Raw genomic sequence first — 15,859 nt, 5'->3', positions numbered from 1 at the left:
CTCGCAAAACTTCCACATACGCTCCCATAAGTCATAAACTTTCCTTTACAGGATTTAGTGAATACTTCGCCATAAAACTTCCGGCAAACGAAGCCAGCACCTGCTGGAATAACATACCGACAATAACCGGCACGACAACAGGAGGAGCAAAATAAGTGATCGCGATAACCGCTCCCCCACTAATATTTCTCATTCCACTATTAAAAGTCAGAGATACGACGGAACCCTGATCTAACTTCAATAGTTTCCCGGAAAAGTAACCGATCAGATAAGCAGCGACAGCTAAACTAAACACCGTGACAGCAATCAAAAACAGCTTTGCATCTATATTTTTCAAATAAGGCGCGGCAGCCGAGCTGTTAATAGCAACTACTGCCCCAATCCCTAACTTTGTAAAAGGAGCAAGGTTCGCCTCCAGTCTTAACGTAATCTCTTTTTTTGCATAATGATTCACGAACATTCCGATTAAGGAAGGAATAACAATCATCCAAAGCAACCCTTCCATCATGTCGATAACATTCATCTCAACAGAATTCCCTACGAACACTTTTAATACAAGGGGAATGACAAATGGAGCAAGCAATGTATCTAACAGTATGATAGATAGGGTCAGCGCGACATTGCCTTTATAGATGGAAACCCAGATCAGGCTGGTGATTCCGGTCGGGATGATAAAAGAAAGCAGCAGCCCAACAGTGGTATTCATATCATTCGGAAAAAGCAACAAACCTGTTAACAGGGCAATGACCGGCATAATGATATGTAAAATAATTAGACAAACAACCAGAGAAAGCGGATGGCTAAGGGCTTTTTTCAAATCTTTGAAGTTGGACCCGAGGCTCCCTGAAAAAGTCATGAATGCAAAAATCCAGGGAACAAGAAAAACAAACTGTTCCAGGGACCCAGCAAAAAGAACACCAATTACTACGGCAGTAGGTGTCATATATGGCATGATTTTTTGCAAATAGATATTGAAAGTTTGCAGCATGATGTCCTGCTCCTTTAGGTGATAGCGCACATTATGTAAATTATTACTATCATATCATAAACAAAATTTATCATTCTTTCTGAATGACTTATTGAAAAGTATCAGCATGAATATGTTATTGCTAGTTTGTCTGTTCTCTTAATCATGTGAGTGGCAGAGTTAATCGTGCGAGTTTAGACTTTTAAATGTGCGTCTTAATCTTATCAATAAATATTTATAAAATATAAAAAAGAGCCTCGGGAAATTTCTTTCCTAAGGCCCAAAACTTCACTTAAACTCTTTTTCCAACGCCTTCACGACCTCGTCTAAAGCACTTCCCATACTTGCTTCCACCGCAGCCAGATAAGCTCCTTCCAGCACAGGCGCTTCCGCCAAATGCACATTCTCAAGCTCCAGCATTTCAATCGCTATCTCGGCATTCATTTTCGCGCTGCCAAGATCATAGAAAACAACCGTGCCCTGGGCGCTGTGCACATTCTCTATCGCACCCTGGATTTTTTCGAGGCTGGTTCCAATTTCACCGTCTTCCGTCCCACCGGCTGATTCCACAGTAACCTGCCCGACGGCCTGTTCGAGGATATCTTTGACTCCGTCGGCAACTTTTTCGCTGTGAGATATAATCACAATCCCTACATTCGCCATTGTCTACGCCCCCTCTTCCAGGCTTTCGGCCAGAGCTTCAAATATATAATAAGAAGAAACAGAGCCGGGGTCGAGGTGGCCTTTCGAGCGTTCTTTCAAGTAAGCGGCACGACCTTTTGTCGCTACGATATCTTTAGTTGCTTCCATCGATGACTTGGCGTTATCACGGATGACACTGGCATCAAAGTCATCTGCAGCTTTCATCCGCTCTACCATAGGCGACCAGACGTCAATCATTGTCTTTTCTCCTTCTTCTGCTTTGCCGCGTTGTTTGACCCCTGCCACTGCATCTTCCAACGCTTTGACAAAAGTACCAAACGTTACAGCCTCTTCGCCTTTCACTGCCATCGATATTTTCAAGAATGCCGTTCCGAACAATGGTCCCGATGCGCCTCCCACTTTTGACATCAACGTCATCGCTGCATCCTTCAAAACGTCCGCGACTTGCTCATAATCGTTGCCATCGAGCTTCTTGACGACCTCATCAAAACCTCTTGCCATGTTGATTCCATGGTCGCCGTCTCCGATTGCCTGGTCCAATTCAGACAAATAGTCTTTATTTTTCTGTATTTTTTCGTTGCTTTTCGTAAGCCAATTGATAGCTTGTTCAACTGTGAATGTCATAAGCTTACCTCCTTTTTAAACTCGCAGTGCTGGCGCATCAGACGGGCTGTCCAACAGCTCTTTCAATTCATCGTCCAAATTCAATAAAGTCACGGAGCATCCTGCCATTTCCAAGGATGTCATGTACTCGCCGACGAACGTTTTATAGGTCTTTACCCCTTTTTCCTGCAAAATCTCCTGGACCTTGCGATTGACGAGATTCAGTTCCATTTCAGGTGTCGCGCCCATTCCGTTCACCATGACGGCTATTTCTTCTGCTTCAGGCAAATCTTCCAGAATATGATTGGTCAGTTCAACAGCGATTTCATCAGCTGTCCCGAGAGTCTTACGTTCTGTTCCTGGCTCACCGTGGATGCCAATGCCTACTTCCATTTCGTCGTCGCCAAGTTCAAAACTCGGTTTACCGGATGCCGGCATGACGCATGGACTCAGAGCTACCCCCATTGACCGCACATTAGCAATCACTTTCTCAGCGGCATTTTTCACTTCCTCCAGTGAAGCGCCTGCCTCCGCTTTAGCACCGGCAATTTTATGAACAAAAACAGTACCGGCAACGCCACGGCGACCATCTACATCATCAATGGCAACATCGTCATTGACGACGACCTGTGCCACATCAATGCCTTCTGCTTCGGCAAGCTCAGCTGCCATATCGAAGTTCATGACATCTCCGGTGTAATTTTTGATGACCAATAACACCCCAGCTCCACCATCAACTGCTTTGATCGCTTCCAATACCTGATCAGGCGTCGGGGAGGTGAAAACTTCACCTGCCACGGCTGCATCGAGCATCCCCTTTCCTATGTATCCGGCATGGGCAGGCTCATGGCCGCTTCCTCCCCCGCTGACGATGCCAACTTTATTTTGAATAGGAGAATCTTTTCTTGTGACGACTGTGGTATCAGGTATCCGTTTGACTTTGCCAGGTTTAGCTGCAACAAAACCATCCAGCATTTCTGTTACGATTTGGTTCGGCTCATTCATTATTTTTTTCATCTACTAGCCCCTCCTATTAATCAGGCACCTCTTGTTATCAAAAGGTGCCTGTCATTAGTGGTTTACTTGAATTCACGCGTAGCCGCTACCGCTTTTTTCCATCCATTATAAAGTTCTTCCTGCCTGCTTTCTTCCATTTCTCCTTCAAACGTACGATCGTTCTTCCACTGCTGCTTGATTTCATTTTTATCTTTCCAATAGCCAACAGCAAGACCAGCAAGATACGCGGAACCTAAAGCTGTGGTTTCCTGCACGACCGGGCGTTCGACTGGTACTCCGAGAATGTCACTCTGGAACTGCATCAGGAAGTTATTTTTCACAGCACCACCGTCGACGCGCAATTTCTTAAGATCAAGTTCAGAGTCTGCAATCATCGCATCCAGTACGTCTTTAGTCTGGTAGGCCAATGATTCCAGTGTGGCACGGACGAAATGCTCTTTCGAAGTCCCGCGTGTCAGTCCGAATACTGCTCCTCGAGCATCGCTGTCCCAATATGGGGTACCGAGGCCGACGAATGCCGGCACAAGGTAAACGCCATCCGTAGAATCAACAGATGAAGCCAGGTTTTCCGTTTCCGGTGCACTGTCGATCAGTTTCAGCCCGTCACGCAGCCATTGAATCGCAGACCCGGCGACAAAGATACTTCCTTCCAATGCATATTCGACTTTTCCATCCAACCCCCATGCCAGGGTCGTCAACAGACCATGCTCGGACTTCACACCTTTTTCACCAGTATTCATTAGCATGAAGCAGCCTGTTCCATACGTGTTTTTCGCCATTCCTTTTTCAAAACAAGCCTGTCCGAATAACGCCGCCTGCTGGTCACCAGCGATACCGGCAATTGGAACTTCGTGACCGAAGAAATGATAATCGACAGTGTTTCCGTAAACTTCAGAAGACTGCTTCACTTCCGGCAGCATGCTTTTTGGCACGCCAAGGATATCAAGCAGTTCATCATCCCACTTCAAGTCGTAAATATTGAACATTAGCGTACGAGATGCGTTGGAATAGTCGGTGATATGAACCTTTCCGCCAGTCAGTTTGTAGACGAGCCACGTATCCATCGTACCGAATAACAAATCTCCATTGTCCGCTTTTTCACGTGCACCTTCGACGTTATCCAGAATCCATTTCACTTTTGTCCCGGAAAAGTAAGGGTCTAAGAGCAAGCCTGTTTTGTCGCGGAACAGGTCATTATGACCTTGTTCACGAAGGTCCTTACAGATTCCTTCCGTCTGACGGGACTGCCAGACGATTGCTTTATAGACCGGCTTGCCTGTGTTTTTATCCCAGACAACAGTTGTTTCACGCTGGTTCGTGATCCCGATCCCAGCAACCTGGCTCGGATCGATGTCTGTTTTTCTTAACACATCTGCTATACAGGCAAGCACGGACGTCCAGATTTCGTTGGCATCATGCTCGACCCAGCCCGGTTTCGGGAAAAACTGTTCAAATTCCTTTTGCCCGGTACCTACAATCGTTCCAGCTTCATCAAATAAAATCGCCCGTGAACTTGTCGTCCCCTGATCGATTGATAGAATATACTTTTTTTCCATATAACATCTCTCCTTTTATTAATTTACCTCTCCTATTTTCTTTTCGACACGATCAACTGCAGTCCTCTCTTCTTTCAATTCGGACATCGCAGCTGAAACGAGAATGATAGCCATGATCGCACTGAAAACCCAGAATAACGTAGAGAATTCACCTAAAAACATGGCCCGATAAAATACAGCACCATATATACCGCCAATGGCCGGACCGATGACCGGCACCCAGGCATAGCTCCAATCCGATCCGCCTTTCCCCGGGATCGGCAAGAAAGCGTGAGCAATTCGCGGTCCCAAATCACGTGCCGGGTTAATCGCATACCCAGTTGTCCCACCGAGTGACATCCCAATAGCGACAATCAACGCACCGACAATCATCGGATTCAACCCATCCGTGAAGTCGTTGGCACCAATGAACATCAATCCCATCAACAAAACGAATGTGCCGATGATTTCACTGACCAGGTTGGAAAAAGGACTGCGTACCGCAGGGTCTGTAGAAAATACCGCCAGCTTGGCACCCTGGTCCTCCGTTTCCTTCCAGTGAGGAAGGTAATTCAAAAATACGATAACGCCACCGACAAATGCACCAATCACCTGGGCGGTAATATACATCGGAACTTTTTCCCACGGAAACTCACCTACCGCAGCGAACCCAAGGGTAACCGCCGGATTGATATGCGCTCCTGAAAATTGTCCCACAGCATAAACAGCCATCGCAACGGCAAGGCCCCAGGCAATCGTAATGACCACCCACCCGGCACCTTCTGCCTTCGAATTTTTCAACACCACACCAGCAACCACTCCGCCGCCAAAAATAATCAGAATCATCGTACCTATCAGTTCGGCTAAAAACTCATGCATGTGGTTTACACTCCTTCTTCGTTGGATTTACAAGATAACAGGAACACAAAAAGACCCACACTCAGCACATGCTTTTCCCAGGGAAAAGCATGTGCTTAGCGTGAGTCTCCGTATCTCCGTCACTTCGTTAACTTGTTATCTATTAAACTAAATGATTATGTAAGCGGTGTCAATAATTTTCACGAAAAAGTTTCTGACTTGTAATCTATCATTAATAATAAAGTGGTTGAATGAAATGAAAAACACCAATGCTAATGCAGCAGGAATGTAGTGTCTCATATAAAGGCATTAATTCTCATAAACCGGCAAATTTGCCGCTCTTATTTTCGGTTTTGTCTCTCTTTTTTCCAAAAGTGTCTCTTTTATCTTTTTAACTGTCTAACATACACGCGCACTTTGCTCACAAACGCAGCGATTGTCTCTCTTATCAGCGCATAATCACTAATCAGCTGGATTGATGATTGCCAGCACCTGATGATCTTCCCACTTGCCATTTATCCGGACATTACTCTTGGCAATCCCTTCTTTATGAAATCCCGATTTCTCTAACACACGAATGGACGCTAAGTTACGCGGCATGACACCTGCTTCAATCCGATGCAGTTTCAGCTCATCGAAAGCGAATCTCACCATCAACTTCACAGCTTCTGTCGTAAAGCCTCTACCGTTATGTTTTTCATCCAGAAAATATCCTAGAAAAGCAGTTTGCAGGGAGCCTCTTAATACGGAAAATAGATTGATAGTCCCCACAAGAAAATGATCATCTTTTTTGAAAATCCCCATATAATACCCTTTGCCATGTTCAATATCTTCGGCAAACTGCTCTATCCGCTTCACCTGTGTTTCTCGTGTGTAAAAATCTTCACTCCGATCCATCGCAAATGCTTCAAAAAACGCACGATTTTCTGTCTGTAATTTCAATAGTGCATCGGTATCTTTTTCTGTAAAAGCTCTTATGTATATATTGCTGCCTCTCATTCTCTTCCTCCTCTATAAAGCAGTATATACTATTATACCATTGTACAACGACTCCCCTTTACCGGTCTTCGCATCAAAAAAATGCCCAGGCAAGGAAGACTCTCCTCACCTGGACATTTTCTTTACGCGTGCGCTTTTTCTTTTGCCAAATCCTGAGCTACCCCGATGATCCAGTCTTCCTGGCCGCCGACAGCACCCATTTCACTTATTTTCGTCAAAATATCACGAGGGTCGACGCCATACTCTTTACCAGCTCGCTCTGCGAATAACAAGAAGCTGGAGTAGACCCCGGTGTAGCCTAACGTCAGACTCAGGCGATCGATCTGGACAGGGCGGTTCATCATCGGCTTCATTACATTTTCCGCCGCGTCCATCGCTTTATATAAATCTATCGTATGTGGTATCTCCATTTTGTTCATGACGGCAACAAGCTGTTCGGTAGCCGTATTCCCTGCTCCCGCGCCCATTCCAGCCAGGCTTGTATCGATTCGGTTTGCGCCTTCTTCCAAGGCAACGATGGAATTGGCAACCCCGAGTGACAGGTTATTATGTCCATGGAACCCGATGTCCGTGCTCAAGTTTTCTTTGAAAAGCGCAATCCTTCTTCGGGTGTCATCCATTGTCAACGCCCCGGCGGAATCTACTACATAAATGGTTCCTGCTCCGTAAGATTCCATTTTTTTCGCTTCTTCAAGTAGATCTTCAGGAGTCGAACGGTGGGACATCATCAGAAAGCCAACCGTGTCCATCCCCAAATCTACCGCTTTTTTGATATGTTGTTCAGAAACGTCCGCTTCACTGCAATGCGTTGCAACCCGCACCACAGATGCCCCCCATTCTCTTGCCCGTTCGAGATGTTCGATGGTCCCGATACCAGGAAGAAGCAGCACACCTACTTTTGCATTCTTGGCATTTTTTACTGCTGTCTTAATGATATCTTCCTCTGACTCTTTTGAAAAACCATACTGTATCGAGCTTCCGCCTAACCCGTCGCCATGGGTGGCTTCAATGATATCGACGCCAGACTCATCAATCAGCTGGGTCAGTTCAGCAATTTGTTCGGTTGTATATTGATGGGAAATGGCATGCATCCCATCCCGTAATGTCACGTCATTAAAAACTACTTTTCTATTATTGCTCATTGTGCCGCTTCCTCCTTCGTCAGATGTGCCGCCATAACTTCTCCAGTTTTCACAGCCGCTGATGTAATGATATCCAGATTGCCCGCGTATTCAGGTAGAAAATCTCCATTTCCTTCCACTTCGACAGAGACCGTCACGACGTTCCCTTTTATCACCGGATCCGCTTTGAATCGGTACCCTTTTACATAACCCTGCACCGTTTGCAACATGGAATCCAGGGAATCCAAAATGTCCTCCCGGTACGCATCTGCAGATTCTGCTGTTTGTACGTGAATCGTATTTCTCATCAAGATCGGCGGCTCAGCCGGATTCAACGTTATGATCGCTTTCGACTCATCAGCCCCTCCGACTTCACGCAATGCTTTTGCGGTCGTCACCGTGAATTCATCTATGTTCTGACGCGTTCCAGGTCCGGCACTTTTACTGGCGATCGATGCGACGATTTCCGCGTAATCTACCTTCACAACATCAGAAATCGCTTTCACCATTGGGATAGTTGCCTGTCCGCCACACGTAACCATATTGACGTTATCAAGCTCAGCAATCTCTTCTTCTTTCAAATTAACCGAAGGTACTAAAAAAGGACCTACGGCTGCCGGTGTCAAATCAACCGCTTTCATTCCTAAGTTTTTTAAAATCGGCGCATTATATGCATGTGCTTTTGCTGAAGTAGCTTCATAGACGATTTCTGCTAATTTTGGTTCTTCTGCCAGCCCTTCAATCCCGTTATAAATCGGCTTCACCCCATGTTCCTTAGCCAGCGCCAACCCCTTAGAATTGCGATCGATCCCGACCATCGCGGTAAGCTCAAGCTTATCGCTCCTTAGCAATTTGTACATGAGATCCGTTCCGATATTACCGGAACCGATAATGGCACACTTAATTTTCTGATTGGACATAATCATCTCTCCCTATATTTGATTTCTTTCCTTCACAACAATAATGACAGGCATCCTCCAGGTGTTCCGTTAACAGTTTGTTGGCTTGTTGTACATTCCCCTGAGCCAGTGATTCTACGATGCTGACATGCTGGTCGATGATCTCCTGCTGCTTGGACTCTGTCACTTCACTTGTGATGTCGATCAATGTACGGAAAACTTCTTTTAGTGATGTCCATAGCTGCATCAGTGTATGGTTGTCCGTCAATTTCACCAGATAGCCATGGAAGGCCAAATCCGATTCGATGTCTCGCTGTTTTTGTTCATACGACTTCTGCATCAGATCCACAAATAAATAGAGGTTACTTTTATTCATTTCTAAAATGTCCGGATCAATCTGCTTGAGCGCATGCGTTTCCAACAGGATGCGGCTATCATAAAGGTTTTGAATATCAATGATGTCAAACCGCTTCACCACTGTCCTGCCGTTGGAATGTTTCTCCACCAGATTTTCCGCTTCCAGCTTGGCTATCGCTTCCCTGATCGGCCCGCGACTGACCTCCAGCTGTTTAGACAAAGTCGCTTCCACCAGGTGGTCCCCTTTCTCAAAGTGACCGAGAATTATCTGCTTACGTAAGTATTCGAGTACTCGATTGCTGATATTCTGCTTTTCGATCTTCATAAGTCTATCTCCTTGTGAATATTCTGAAAAGTTAACAGTTAACAAATCTTGTGTAAAAGTATAGAGGAGGAAACTGGGTTCGTCAACCTTAAAAAAGGAAAAGCGGTCGGAATGTACGCTTTTCCTTAACGGGATTGTGTATCATTTGTCTCATAAACAGGCTTTTATTCTCATATAAGGCTGACAGTGTCACTCTTATTTACGATTTTGTCTCTCATAATTTCAAAATTGTCACTCTTTCCTTCGATACCTTCTCTCATACGCCCTCTCGTGTCTCACTTACTGATAGTTTGTCTCATATAATCCGCAAAAAAGCGAGCAGATCCAAGTCTGCTCGCTTCCCTTTTATTTCTCAATATGGCCATGATTATCATGCACGATAGCAACCACTCGATCGTAATCCTCTTCGGCAATATCAGCTGTCAGCACCTGCATCGGATACTTGTCCCCATCTTCTCTTGGACTGAATACACGCTTCAACATCCCAATCATCTCATGGTTGTCATCGGGCATTTCCTCGACCCAAATATTGTCTGCCCTTAATGCCTGCAACTTCGCTCGTACGCCTTCCGCCTGATCCTCATTTTGAAAATAAGCATGGATTTTTTTCATCGGCATAATCCTCCTGTTATTCATTTACCATTTATATTCCCCCTTTTCCCCCTCCTCTAACAAATTCCATTTACTGGAGGACCCGGGGGTGTTCAGGATATCATTTATTCATGTTTTCCCATGTGCGCACAAGCCCGTCCACAATTCGGTCGACCAATTCGCGTTCCTCGTCATACTGGCTGTGGGAGAAGGGATTCCAGCTTCTCAAAAGTCCACCGACATTAACCGCTACATCTTCGGTGACCACCTTGCGATAATTTTTATTCAAGCCCCTCAGAGGATAGGCGAGGATATCGTCTTTGTCGTAAAAATTCAGCCACTCGCCTTCGACACCGGCATGATGGCGTGGCAAGTTAGGAGCGGGTACATGAATCGGCAAGCCGAACTCACTGAACCTGAGTGACCATAAAGCAAGCGGGCTGCCCATCGTATAAAAATTCGCTAACGTTTCCCCATTTTCCAATGGTGTATTTTTAATCCTCCGCCAAGTTCGTGTGCCGATATTCGACTGTTTCCGTTGCAGATCATACAGATAATTGCTTGCAATCACTGAGCCAAGGCTGTGGCTGATAACACAGAGCGGCGCTTCTGGCCCGGCCTTTTCTTCTAAGTTGCTCAAAGCCCCTGCGAGCAGCTCGTGTACTTTATCATAATTATTGTCCTCCACTGATGACGGCTGATAAGCAATTGCATCGGCTAAAAACTCAACCGTGAATCGCCGCAGCCGCTGGTAATCAAGATCAGCATCCGCGTGCACGCGTTCCCATAGCAGCTCCTGCTCGGATGCGAAAACTTTAGACCATAGTACCGGTTCAAATATCAGGGCATCTTCGCCTACTTTTTTCTGAAAACGTTTATTTATATGTTGAATAATCTCCTCTGCAAAAGTATCGCTTGGTGTTCCCGCTCCATGTAGAATCATTACCGCTATTTTCCTAGCCATGCCACGCCTCCTCCGAATACTTCTATTATTTGAATTTTAACCGATTTCCCATACATAAAATAGTCATGTAAAAAAAGAAACGCCTCCTAAAAAGACGATTCTTTTACAAATACTGAAACACATTATAAATATTGATCACCATGACAATAAAGACGGTGACCGTGAATACGATTGACACCACTTTTTCAGATATTCTATATAAAAGGCTGCTGCCAATAAAACCGCCTATAACCCCGCCAGCGATCATATAGCCAAGCATAGAAAGATCCAAATCCGTATAGCCCGATGTAAATGCCACTAAAAACAAAGCGGAGAGCTGAGAGAAAAAGATGATAAAGGTCGAGTTAATGACCGCTTCCTTGCCGTTCATCGAAAATAACAATGCCAAAACCGCAACATTCAACGGACCGCCGCCGATTCCAAGAAAAGCAGAGAGAAATCCAAGCCCCAGGCCAGCAAGCAGGATTGCCAGCGAGTTTTTTAGCACATAACTTTTGAAAAAATGGCTCCATCTAAAATAAATGAGGATAAGCATTAAAATCAGCGCCAGTATGATTGATTGTACGACGCCGATAATACTGTCCACATCCAGACTGACGACAAAGTAATTGAACACCCATTTTCCGATTAAACCACCGGCAATAGAACCAACCGCAATCAATGAACTCACTTTCACATTGACGCTCACCTCAAGATTTCCTGATTTTATTAAGGAAACACTGGACATAGCAAAAACAGTCGCTGCCGAAAGTACACCGATAGTAGCCAGGTCATAATGGCCGGCAAAATCGAGCACCGGTTTAATGATAACACCACCGCCAAGGCCGGCCATCGCCCCGACTAAAGAAGATATAAAACCAATTAAAAAATAGATAATAACGATGATGACCATCTCCATACGTTGAATTCCAAACTTAATCATATTAAAAATATTTGGCTTATCGCCCTGTATTTATGGCGAAAGTCTAAGTATTTATTATACTTTAATACTTTAACAAAGTTAAAGTTCTCTAAAGCGCAAAAATACCCCAGCAAGTAAATGACATTTGCTGAGGTACTAATCAAAACCGATAAAAGCTACAAACTGCTCCACCCGCTCCTGCATAGGGGCATCGAACGTGACAAATGGCCGTTCGTTCAAATAAAGCAGTCCGAGTAATAACGGAATCAACATTATATAATAGATAACAAACAGCTTTACGTGGATCCTCTTCTGCAATATATACCACATCGCCAGTGGCACAGCCAAACCTGCACTAACTCCAACTATATTGGCGAGCGCATCTAAAAACTCAGTACTTCTATTCGGGACGAAATATTGCCGATACTCTTCCAAAGTTCCGATGGTCACGAGGACCATCCATGCATAAGAAATATTCCTCTTCACCACATGCCTTTCCGAAATTAGCACTATCATCATCCCAACTAATAATGAGACAGCGCTGTAAGCGACAAAATGCATCTGCTTGTCGACTCCGAACAACATCTGATGATCCACATACATCCCCATCACCCTCTCTAGTATCAAGCCTAACCATGAAAGAACAAATATAGACTTTGAAAAGAGGTTAAACCTTAATATCTGGAGGGCCTGGGGTACAAACGAAAACACCCCGGGTCTTCAGATTTTGGATGTGCTTGTTGAAATAATAATAGGAATCAGATTGATTTAACCTGATCCCTATTATTACATAAGGACATTCTTCGTTATTTGCTTTAACTCCCAGTATCGGTTGGGTTTTTTTCAATCAATTTATGTTTAAAATCCTCCATACCAGTGGTTGATGTAATTTCTTTACGAGGAATTTCTAACAAGTTCATTCCAGGTTCTGCATTGATCTTATCGATTGAAAAGGCCATTTCGATGTCAAGTTCGCTCAGTATCGCAATGGTGTCTAAATCGTACTCACCAGATGGGTAGGAAAATGCCCGGTTTCGTTCATTCAGATTGTGGAGGCTGACAGAAATATCTTTTTTAATTTCTTCCTTACTTTTTTCTTTTAGGTGGGCTTCTAAATCCGGTGTTTGCTTATGGAAGGCAAACGTATGGCTGTAAAATTCGAAAATATCACAACTATTTTCAATATCCTGAGTGCTGAAATACTGGACATCTTGAGCCTTATACTTTTCATCACTTTTCGGGATAATAGAAGTAATGAGAAAAGAAAGTGCTGTAAAATCGTACTTTTTTAAGATAGGGTAAGCTTCGCGGAAGTTATCTTTATATCCATCGTCAAAAGTAAGTAAAACGCTTTTTTCTGGCACTTCTAATTCATTCATCATAAACAATAAAAATTCCTTAGAGTTTAAAACAGTGTAACCCTCTTCATATAAAAATTCCATTTGTTTTATGAACTCTGATTTTAGAACTATAGTGCTATGGAGGTTTGCTGAATCATCATAATGTGACTTGGTAACTGCTGCATCATCTACAATTCGATGGTATATGAGAACCGGCACCTCTTCAGCACCTTTACCATTTTCCATAGGAAAATCGCTGATCTGCTCCGACCAATCATAACATTCCAATATTTCCAATTGATCGCTAGGTGAAAGAGTTTCTATTCCATTATAAGCACCAGCGAATTCATCCAAATAAAAAGTGAAAACCGATGCGAAAATGACTACAAAAGAAACAGCAAATGCTACATTAAAAATAATCCGTTTCATATTTCTCCCTCCAAAGACAACCATTGTTCACTATTAAGAACGGGAGGCCATAATTATTCAAATGTCTGATAGCTGACTCCCACTCGCCTCGAGGCTGCCCAGCCTTTTTTATTCTTCAAATATAATATGGTTCCTAAAGAAACGAACAGGAGCCCTAATAATCGATAAGAAATAATCTCAAAGGGAAGAAACATCACTACTCGCATGTAGTCATTTTTGGTATAAGATACCCCATACCTTCTGCTGATAAAGAGAGCAGCAGCCCCTTGGTATAAAGCTATTACATAAGCTAGTGTGAATAACCCCAATGCAATGATAAAATTCGATGGATTCAATATAATTATAAACGGAGCTGTGAGGACAATAAATGCACATAACGTCCCTAAAATCAATGAATCCAAAAGCAGATAAAGAGAAGGTAAAAACCTTAATTTACGGAAGAACATGTATTTATAAGTCCATATGCAATCAATGAAAGCCTTCTGCCATCTTATTCGTTGACGATATAAATCGATGAAAGTAGCAGGACATTCTGTAAAACAGAGAGCGTGAGACATGATTACCATTTTTTTATTTTTGTATTTTGTTCTTAAAAGCTTTTGTATTTTCAGGGTGATATCCATGTCTTCTCCAACTGTATTACGATAGCCGTCAACTTCAAATAGCGCATGACGCCTAAAAGCTCCAAAGGCACCAGCTATGACAGTAATAGCCCCCATTTTACTTTGAGTAAATTTATGCAAGTAGAAATCAGTCATATATTGAATGATTTGAAACCGAATGAGCCCGGATGTGCTGAACACTGGCGTAGGCTTTTTGTGACTCCCTCGGTAACCCTGACTGATCTGAACCATCCCTCCTGCCGCAATTACTCTATCTTCCTCAAAAGTAGTATTGACTGCTTGCAAAGCATTCGTATCCAGTATGCTATCGGCATCTAGGGTGACAATAATCTCATTAGAAGTCAGTTCGATGCCTGCGTTTAAAGCATCTGCTTTCCCACCATTAATTTTATCAATGACGTATATGTGGGGGTATTTATCAGATTGATAGATTCCTTTAGTCGGTTTATGGGATAACTCCCCAGCTTTCACCCTTTCTAAGGGATTTAATTCTAGAATTTCTTCCAATACAGAAAAGGTCCTGTCTCCAGAACCATCATTGATAAAGATCGCTTCAAAATTTTTATAGTTTACGTTCAATAACCCCTTCAAACAATCTGTGATGATAGCTTCTTCATTATAAGCAGGAACGAGAACAGTAATGCCTTTCTCTTCGTTCAGAAGCTGTAATTTATCATTATTTTTAATGGAAAAAATAGGAACAAATATATAAAACAGCCGAAATACTATGAATAAACCAAAGAGAATAAATGTCGTAGTCAGCATCATTCATTACCTCCCCACTTTTTATAAACCCTCACATAATCAATAATGAAATATTGTGGAAAGACGGTGGTTTCATCAGGACTTCCAGGCCAGTCACCACCTATTGCTGTGTTAAGATACAGATACATTTGCTCTTCCGGAATAAAAGCTGATGTAGTAAACCGTTCCTCCCCATCAATAAACCAGGTAATCCGTTCGGGAGACCATTCTATTCCAAATGTATGAAACCCCTCAGCATAATTCTCTCCAGAATAAGACGCAGATACATTTTGCATTTGTTTGTTCTCGTCATGCCAGTGAAGTACCATCCAAATTTCATTTGTTTTATGACCAAGCATCTCCAAAATATCAATTTCAGGCAGCCATATATTATCTTTATCAGGCATCATCCAGAAGGCAGGAAACAACCCCTGGCCTTCAGGGAGCTTTGCCCTGATTTCAGCTTTACCATATAAAAAACTAAATTTTCCTTTTGTATGTAAAGCCCCAGAAGTGTAGTTTCGTCCTTTAAAATCCTCACGCTTGCTTAAGATTTTTAATGAGCCATCTTCCAGTAAAACATTTTGCGGCACATAATATTGCAATTCGTTATTTTTTTCAGCAGGCCAGTTTTCTAAGTTCCAGTATGTTGAATTAAGGTCATTTCCTGAAAATTCATCATGCCATACTAGCTCCCAGCCATTTGTTATAAAGGAATAGTTCATTTTTGCAAATTCTCCTCTTAAAGAATGAGAAGTAAAAGAGTATTTTTTTATACTATTAGCCTCGCTATTAGAAATAAAAAAATATCCCCATCCCAAGAACAAAATAATAATCAGAACGGTAAACATCACGACAATGATTTTTTTCAACTAACCTCACCTACCTAGATAAATAACATCCATGTTCTCAATAAAGAACTT

At 43.2% G+C, this 15,859-nt stretch carries 17 protein-coding genes; all 17 read right to left on the bottom strand.

The genetic code is table 11. The features are described from left to right. Positions 1-31 precede the first annotated feature (31 nt). Positions 32-988, bottom strand: a complete 957-nt coding sequence (locus FHS45_RS08870; protein ID WP_062441869.1) for a bile acid:sodium symporter family protein — start codon at positions 986-988, stop codon at positions 32-34. 267 nt (positions 989-1,255) lie between these two features. Beyond that, positions 1,256-1,630: a dihydroxyacetone kinase phosphoryl donor subunit DhaM gene (gene dhaM, locus FHS45_RS08865; RefSeq protein ID WP_062441873.1), complete on the bottom strand. Its 375-nt coding sequence runs from the start codon at positions 1,628-1,630 to the stop codon at positions 1,256-1,258. Positions 1,631-1,633: 3 nt separating this feature from the next. Continuing rightward, entirely contained in the window at positions 1,634-2,254 is a 621-nt protein-coding gene (gene dhaL / locus FHS45_RS08860) for a dihydroxyacetone kinase subunit DhaL (protein WP_062441876.1), read from the bottom strand. Positions 2,255-2,269: 15 nt separating this feature from the next. Beyond that, a complete protein-coding gene (gene dhaK, locus FHS45_RS08855) occupies positions 2,270-3,250 on the bottom strand; it encodes a dihydroxyacetone kinase subunit DhaK (protein ID WP_062441878.1) in 981 nt (326 codons plus the stop codon). 62 nt (positions 3,251-3,312) lie between these two features. Continuing rightward, positions 3,313-4,806 carry a glycerol kinase GlpK gene (gene glpK / locus FHS45_RS08850; protein WP_062441880.1) on the bottom strand — a complete coding sequence of 498 codons (1,494 nt, stop codon included), beginning with the start codon at positions 4,804-4,806 and terminating at the stop codon, positions 3,313-3,315. Positions 4,807-4,824: 18 nt separating this feature from the next. Next, positions 4,825-5,664: an MIP/aquaporin family protein gene (locus tag FHS45_RS08845; RefSeq protein WP_062441882.1), complete on the bottom strand. Its 840-nt coding sequence runs from the start codon at positions 5,662-5,664 to the stop codon at positions 4,825-4,827. 441 nt (positions 5,665-6,105) lie between these two features. After that, positions 6,106-6,642, bottom strand: coding sequence for a GNAT family N-acetyltransferase (locus FHS45_RS08840; protein WP_062441884.1), 537 nt, complete (start codon positions 6,640-6,642; stop codon positions 6,106-6,108). A 122-nt stretch (positions 6,643-6,764) separates the two neighbouring features. Further along, positions 6,765-7,784 carry a 4-hydroxy-2-oxovalerate aldolase gene (gene dmpG, locus FHS45_RS08835; RefSeq protein WP_062441886.1) on the bottom strand — a complete coding sequence of 340 codons (1,020 nt, stop codon included), beginning with the start codon at positions 7,782-7,784 and terminating at the stop codon, positions 6,765-6,767. After that, positions 7,781-8,683 (bottom strand): acetaldehyde dehydrogenase (acetylating), encoded by a 903-nt coding sequence (locus FHS45_RS08830; protein ID WP_062441889.1) that lies wholly within the window; start codon positions 8,681-8,683, stop codon positions 7,781-7,783. The genes dmpG and FHS45_RS08830 overlap by 4 nt, the downstream gene beginning before the upstream one ends. Next, a complete protein-coding gene (locus FHS45_RS08825; protein ID WP_062441891.1) occupies positions 8,664-9,344 on the bottom strand; it encodes a GntR family transcriptional regulator in 681 nt (226 codons plus the stop codon). Before FHS45_RS08825 ends, FHS45_RS08830 begins: the two co-directional genes overlap by 20 nt. 345 nt (positions 9,345-9,689) lie before the next feature. Beyond that, a complete protein-coding gene (locus tag FHS45_RS08820) occupies positions 9,690-9,956 on the bottom strand; it encodes a hypothetical protein (RefSeq protein ID WP_062441894.1) in 267 nt (88 codons plus the stop codon). A 100-nt stretch (positions 9,957-10,056) separates the two neighbouring features. Next, the gene (locus tag FHS45_RS08815) at positions 10,057-10,899 is read right to left on the bottom strand and encodes a hypothetical protein (RefSeq protein ID WP_062441896.1); all 843 of its coding nucleotides are present in this window, start codon (positions 10,897-10,899) and stop codon (positions 10,057-10,059) included. A 103-nt stretch (positions 10,900-11,002) separates the two neighbouring features. Further along, positions 11,003-11,821: a sulfite exporter TauE/SafE family protein gene (locus tag FHS45_RS08810; RefSeq protein ID WP_229717841.1), complete on the bottom strand. Its 819-nt coding sequence runs from the start codon at positions 11,819-11,821 to the stop codon at positions 11,003-11,005. Positions 11,822-11,956: 135 nt separating this feature from the next. Further along, positions 11,957-12,385: a VanZ family protein gene (locus tag FHS45_RS08805; RefSeq protein ID WP_166761393.1), complete on the bottom strand. Its 429-nt coding sequence runs from the start codon at positions 12,383-12,385 to the stop codon at positions 11,957-11,959. Between the two features lie 230 nt (positions 12,386-12,615). Continuing rightward, positions 12,616-13,569, bottom strand: a complete 954-nt coding sequence (locus FHS45_RS08800) for a polysaccharide deacetylase family protein (RefSeq protein WP_062441901.1) — start codon at positions 13,567-13,569, stop codon at positions 12,616-12,618. 53 nt (positions 13,570-13,622) lie between these two features. Next, positions 13,623-14,960, bottom strand: a complete 1,338-nt coding sequence (locus FHS45_RS08795; protein ID WP_062441903.1) for a glycosyltransferase family 2 protein — start codon at positions 14,958-14,960, stop codon at positions 13,623-13,625. After that, on the bottom strand, positions 14,957-15,808 hold the full coding sequence (locus FHS45_RS08790; protein ID WP_062441906.1) for a glycoside hydrolase family 16 protein: 852 nt from the start codon (positions 15,806-15,808) through the stop codon (positions 14,957-14,959). Before FHS45_RS08790 ends, FHS45_RS08795 begins: the two co-directional genes overlap by 4 nt. Positions 15,809-15,859: the final 51 nt, after the last annotated feature.

Origin of the sequence: Thalassobacillus devorans (genome assembly GCF_011761345.1) — a bacterium.
Taxonomy (GTDB): Bacteria; Bacillota; Bacilli; order Bacillales; family Halobacillaceae; genus Thalassobacillus; species Thalassobacillus devorans.
The sequence above is the reverse complement of the archived record's forward strand: the minus strand, read 5'-3'. Positions and strand labels throughout refer to the sequence as shown.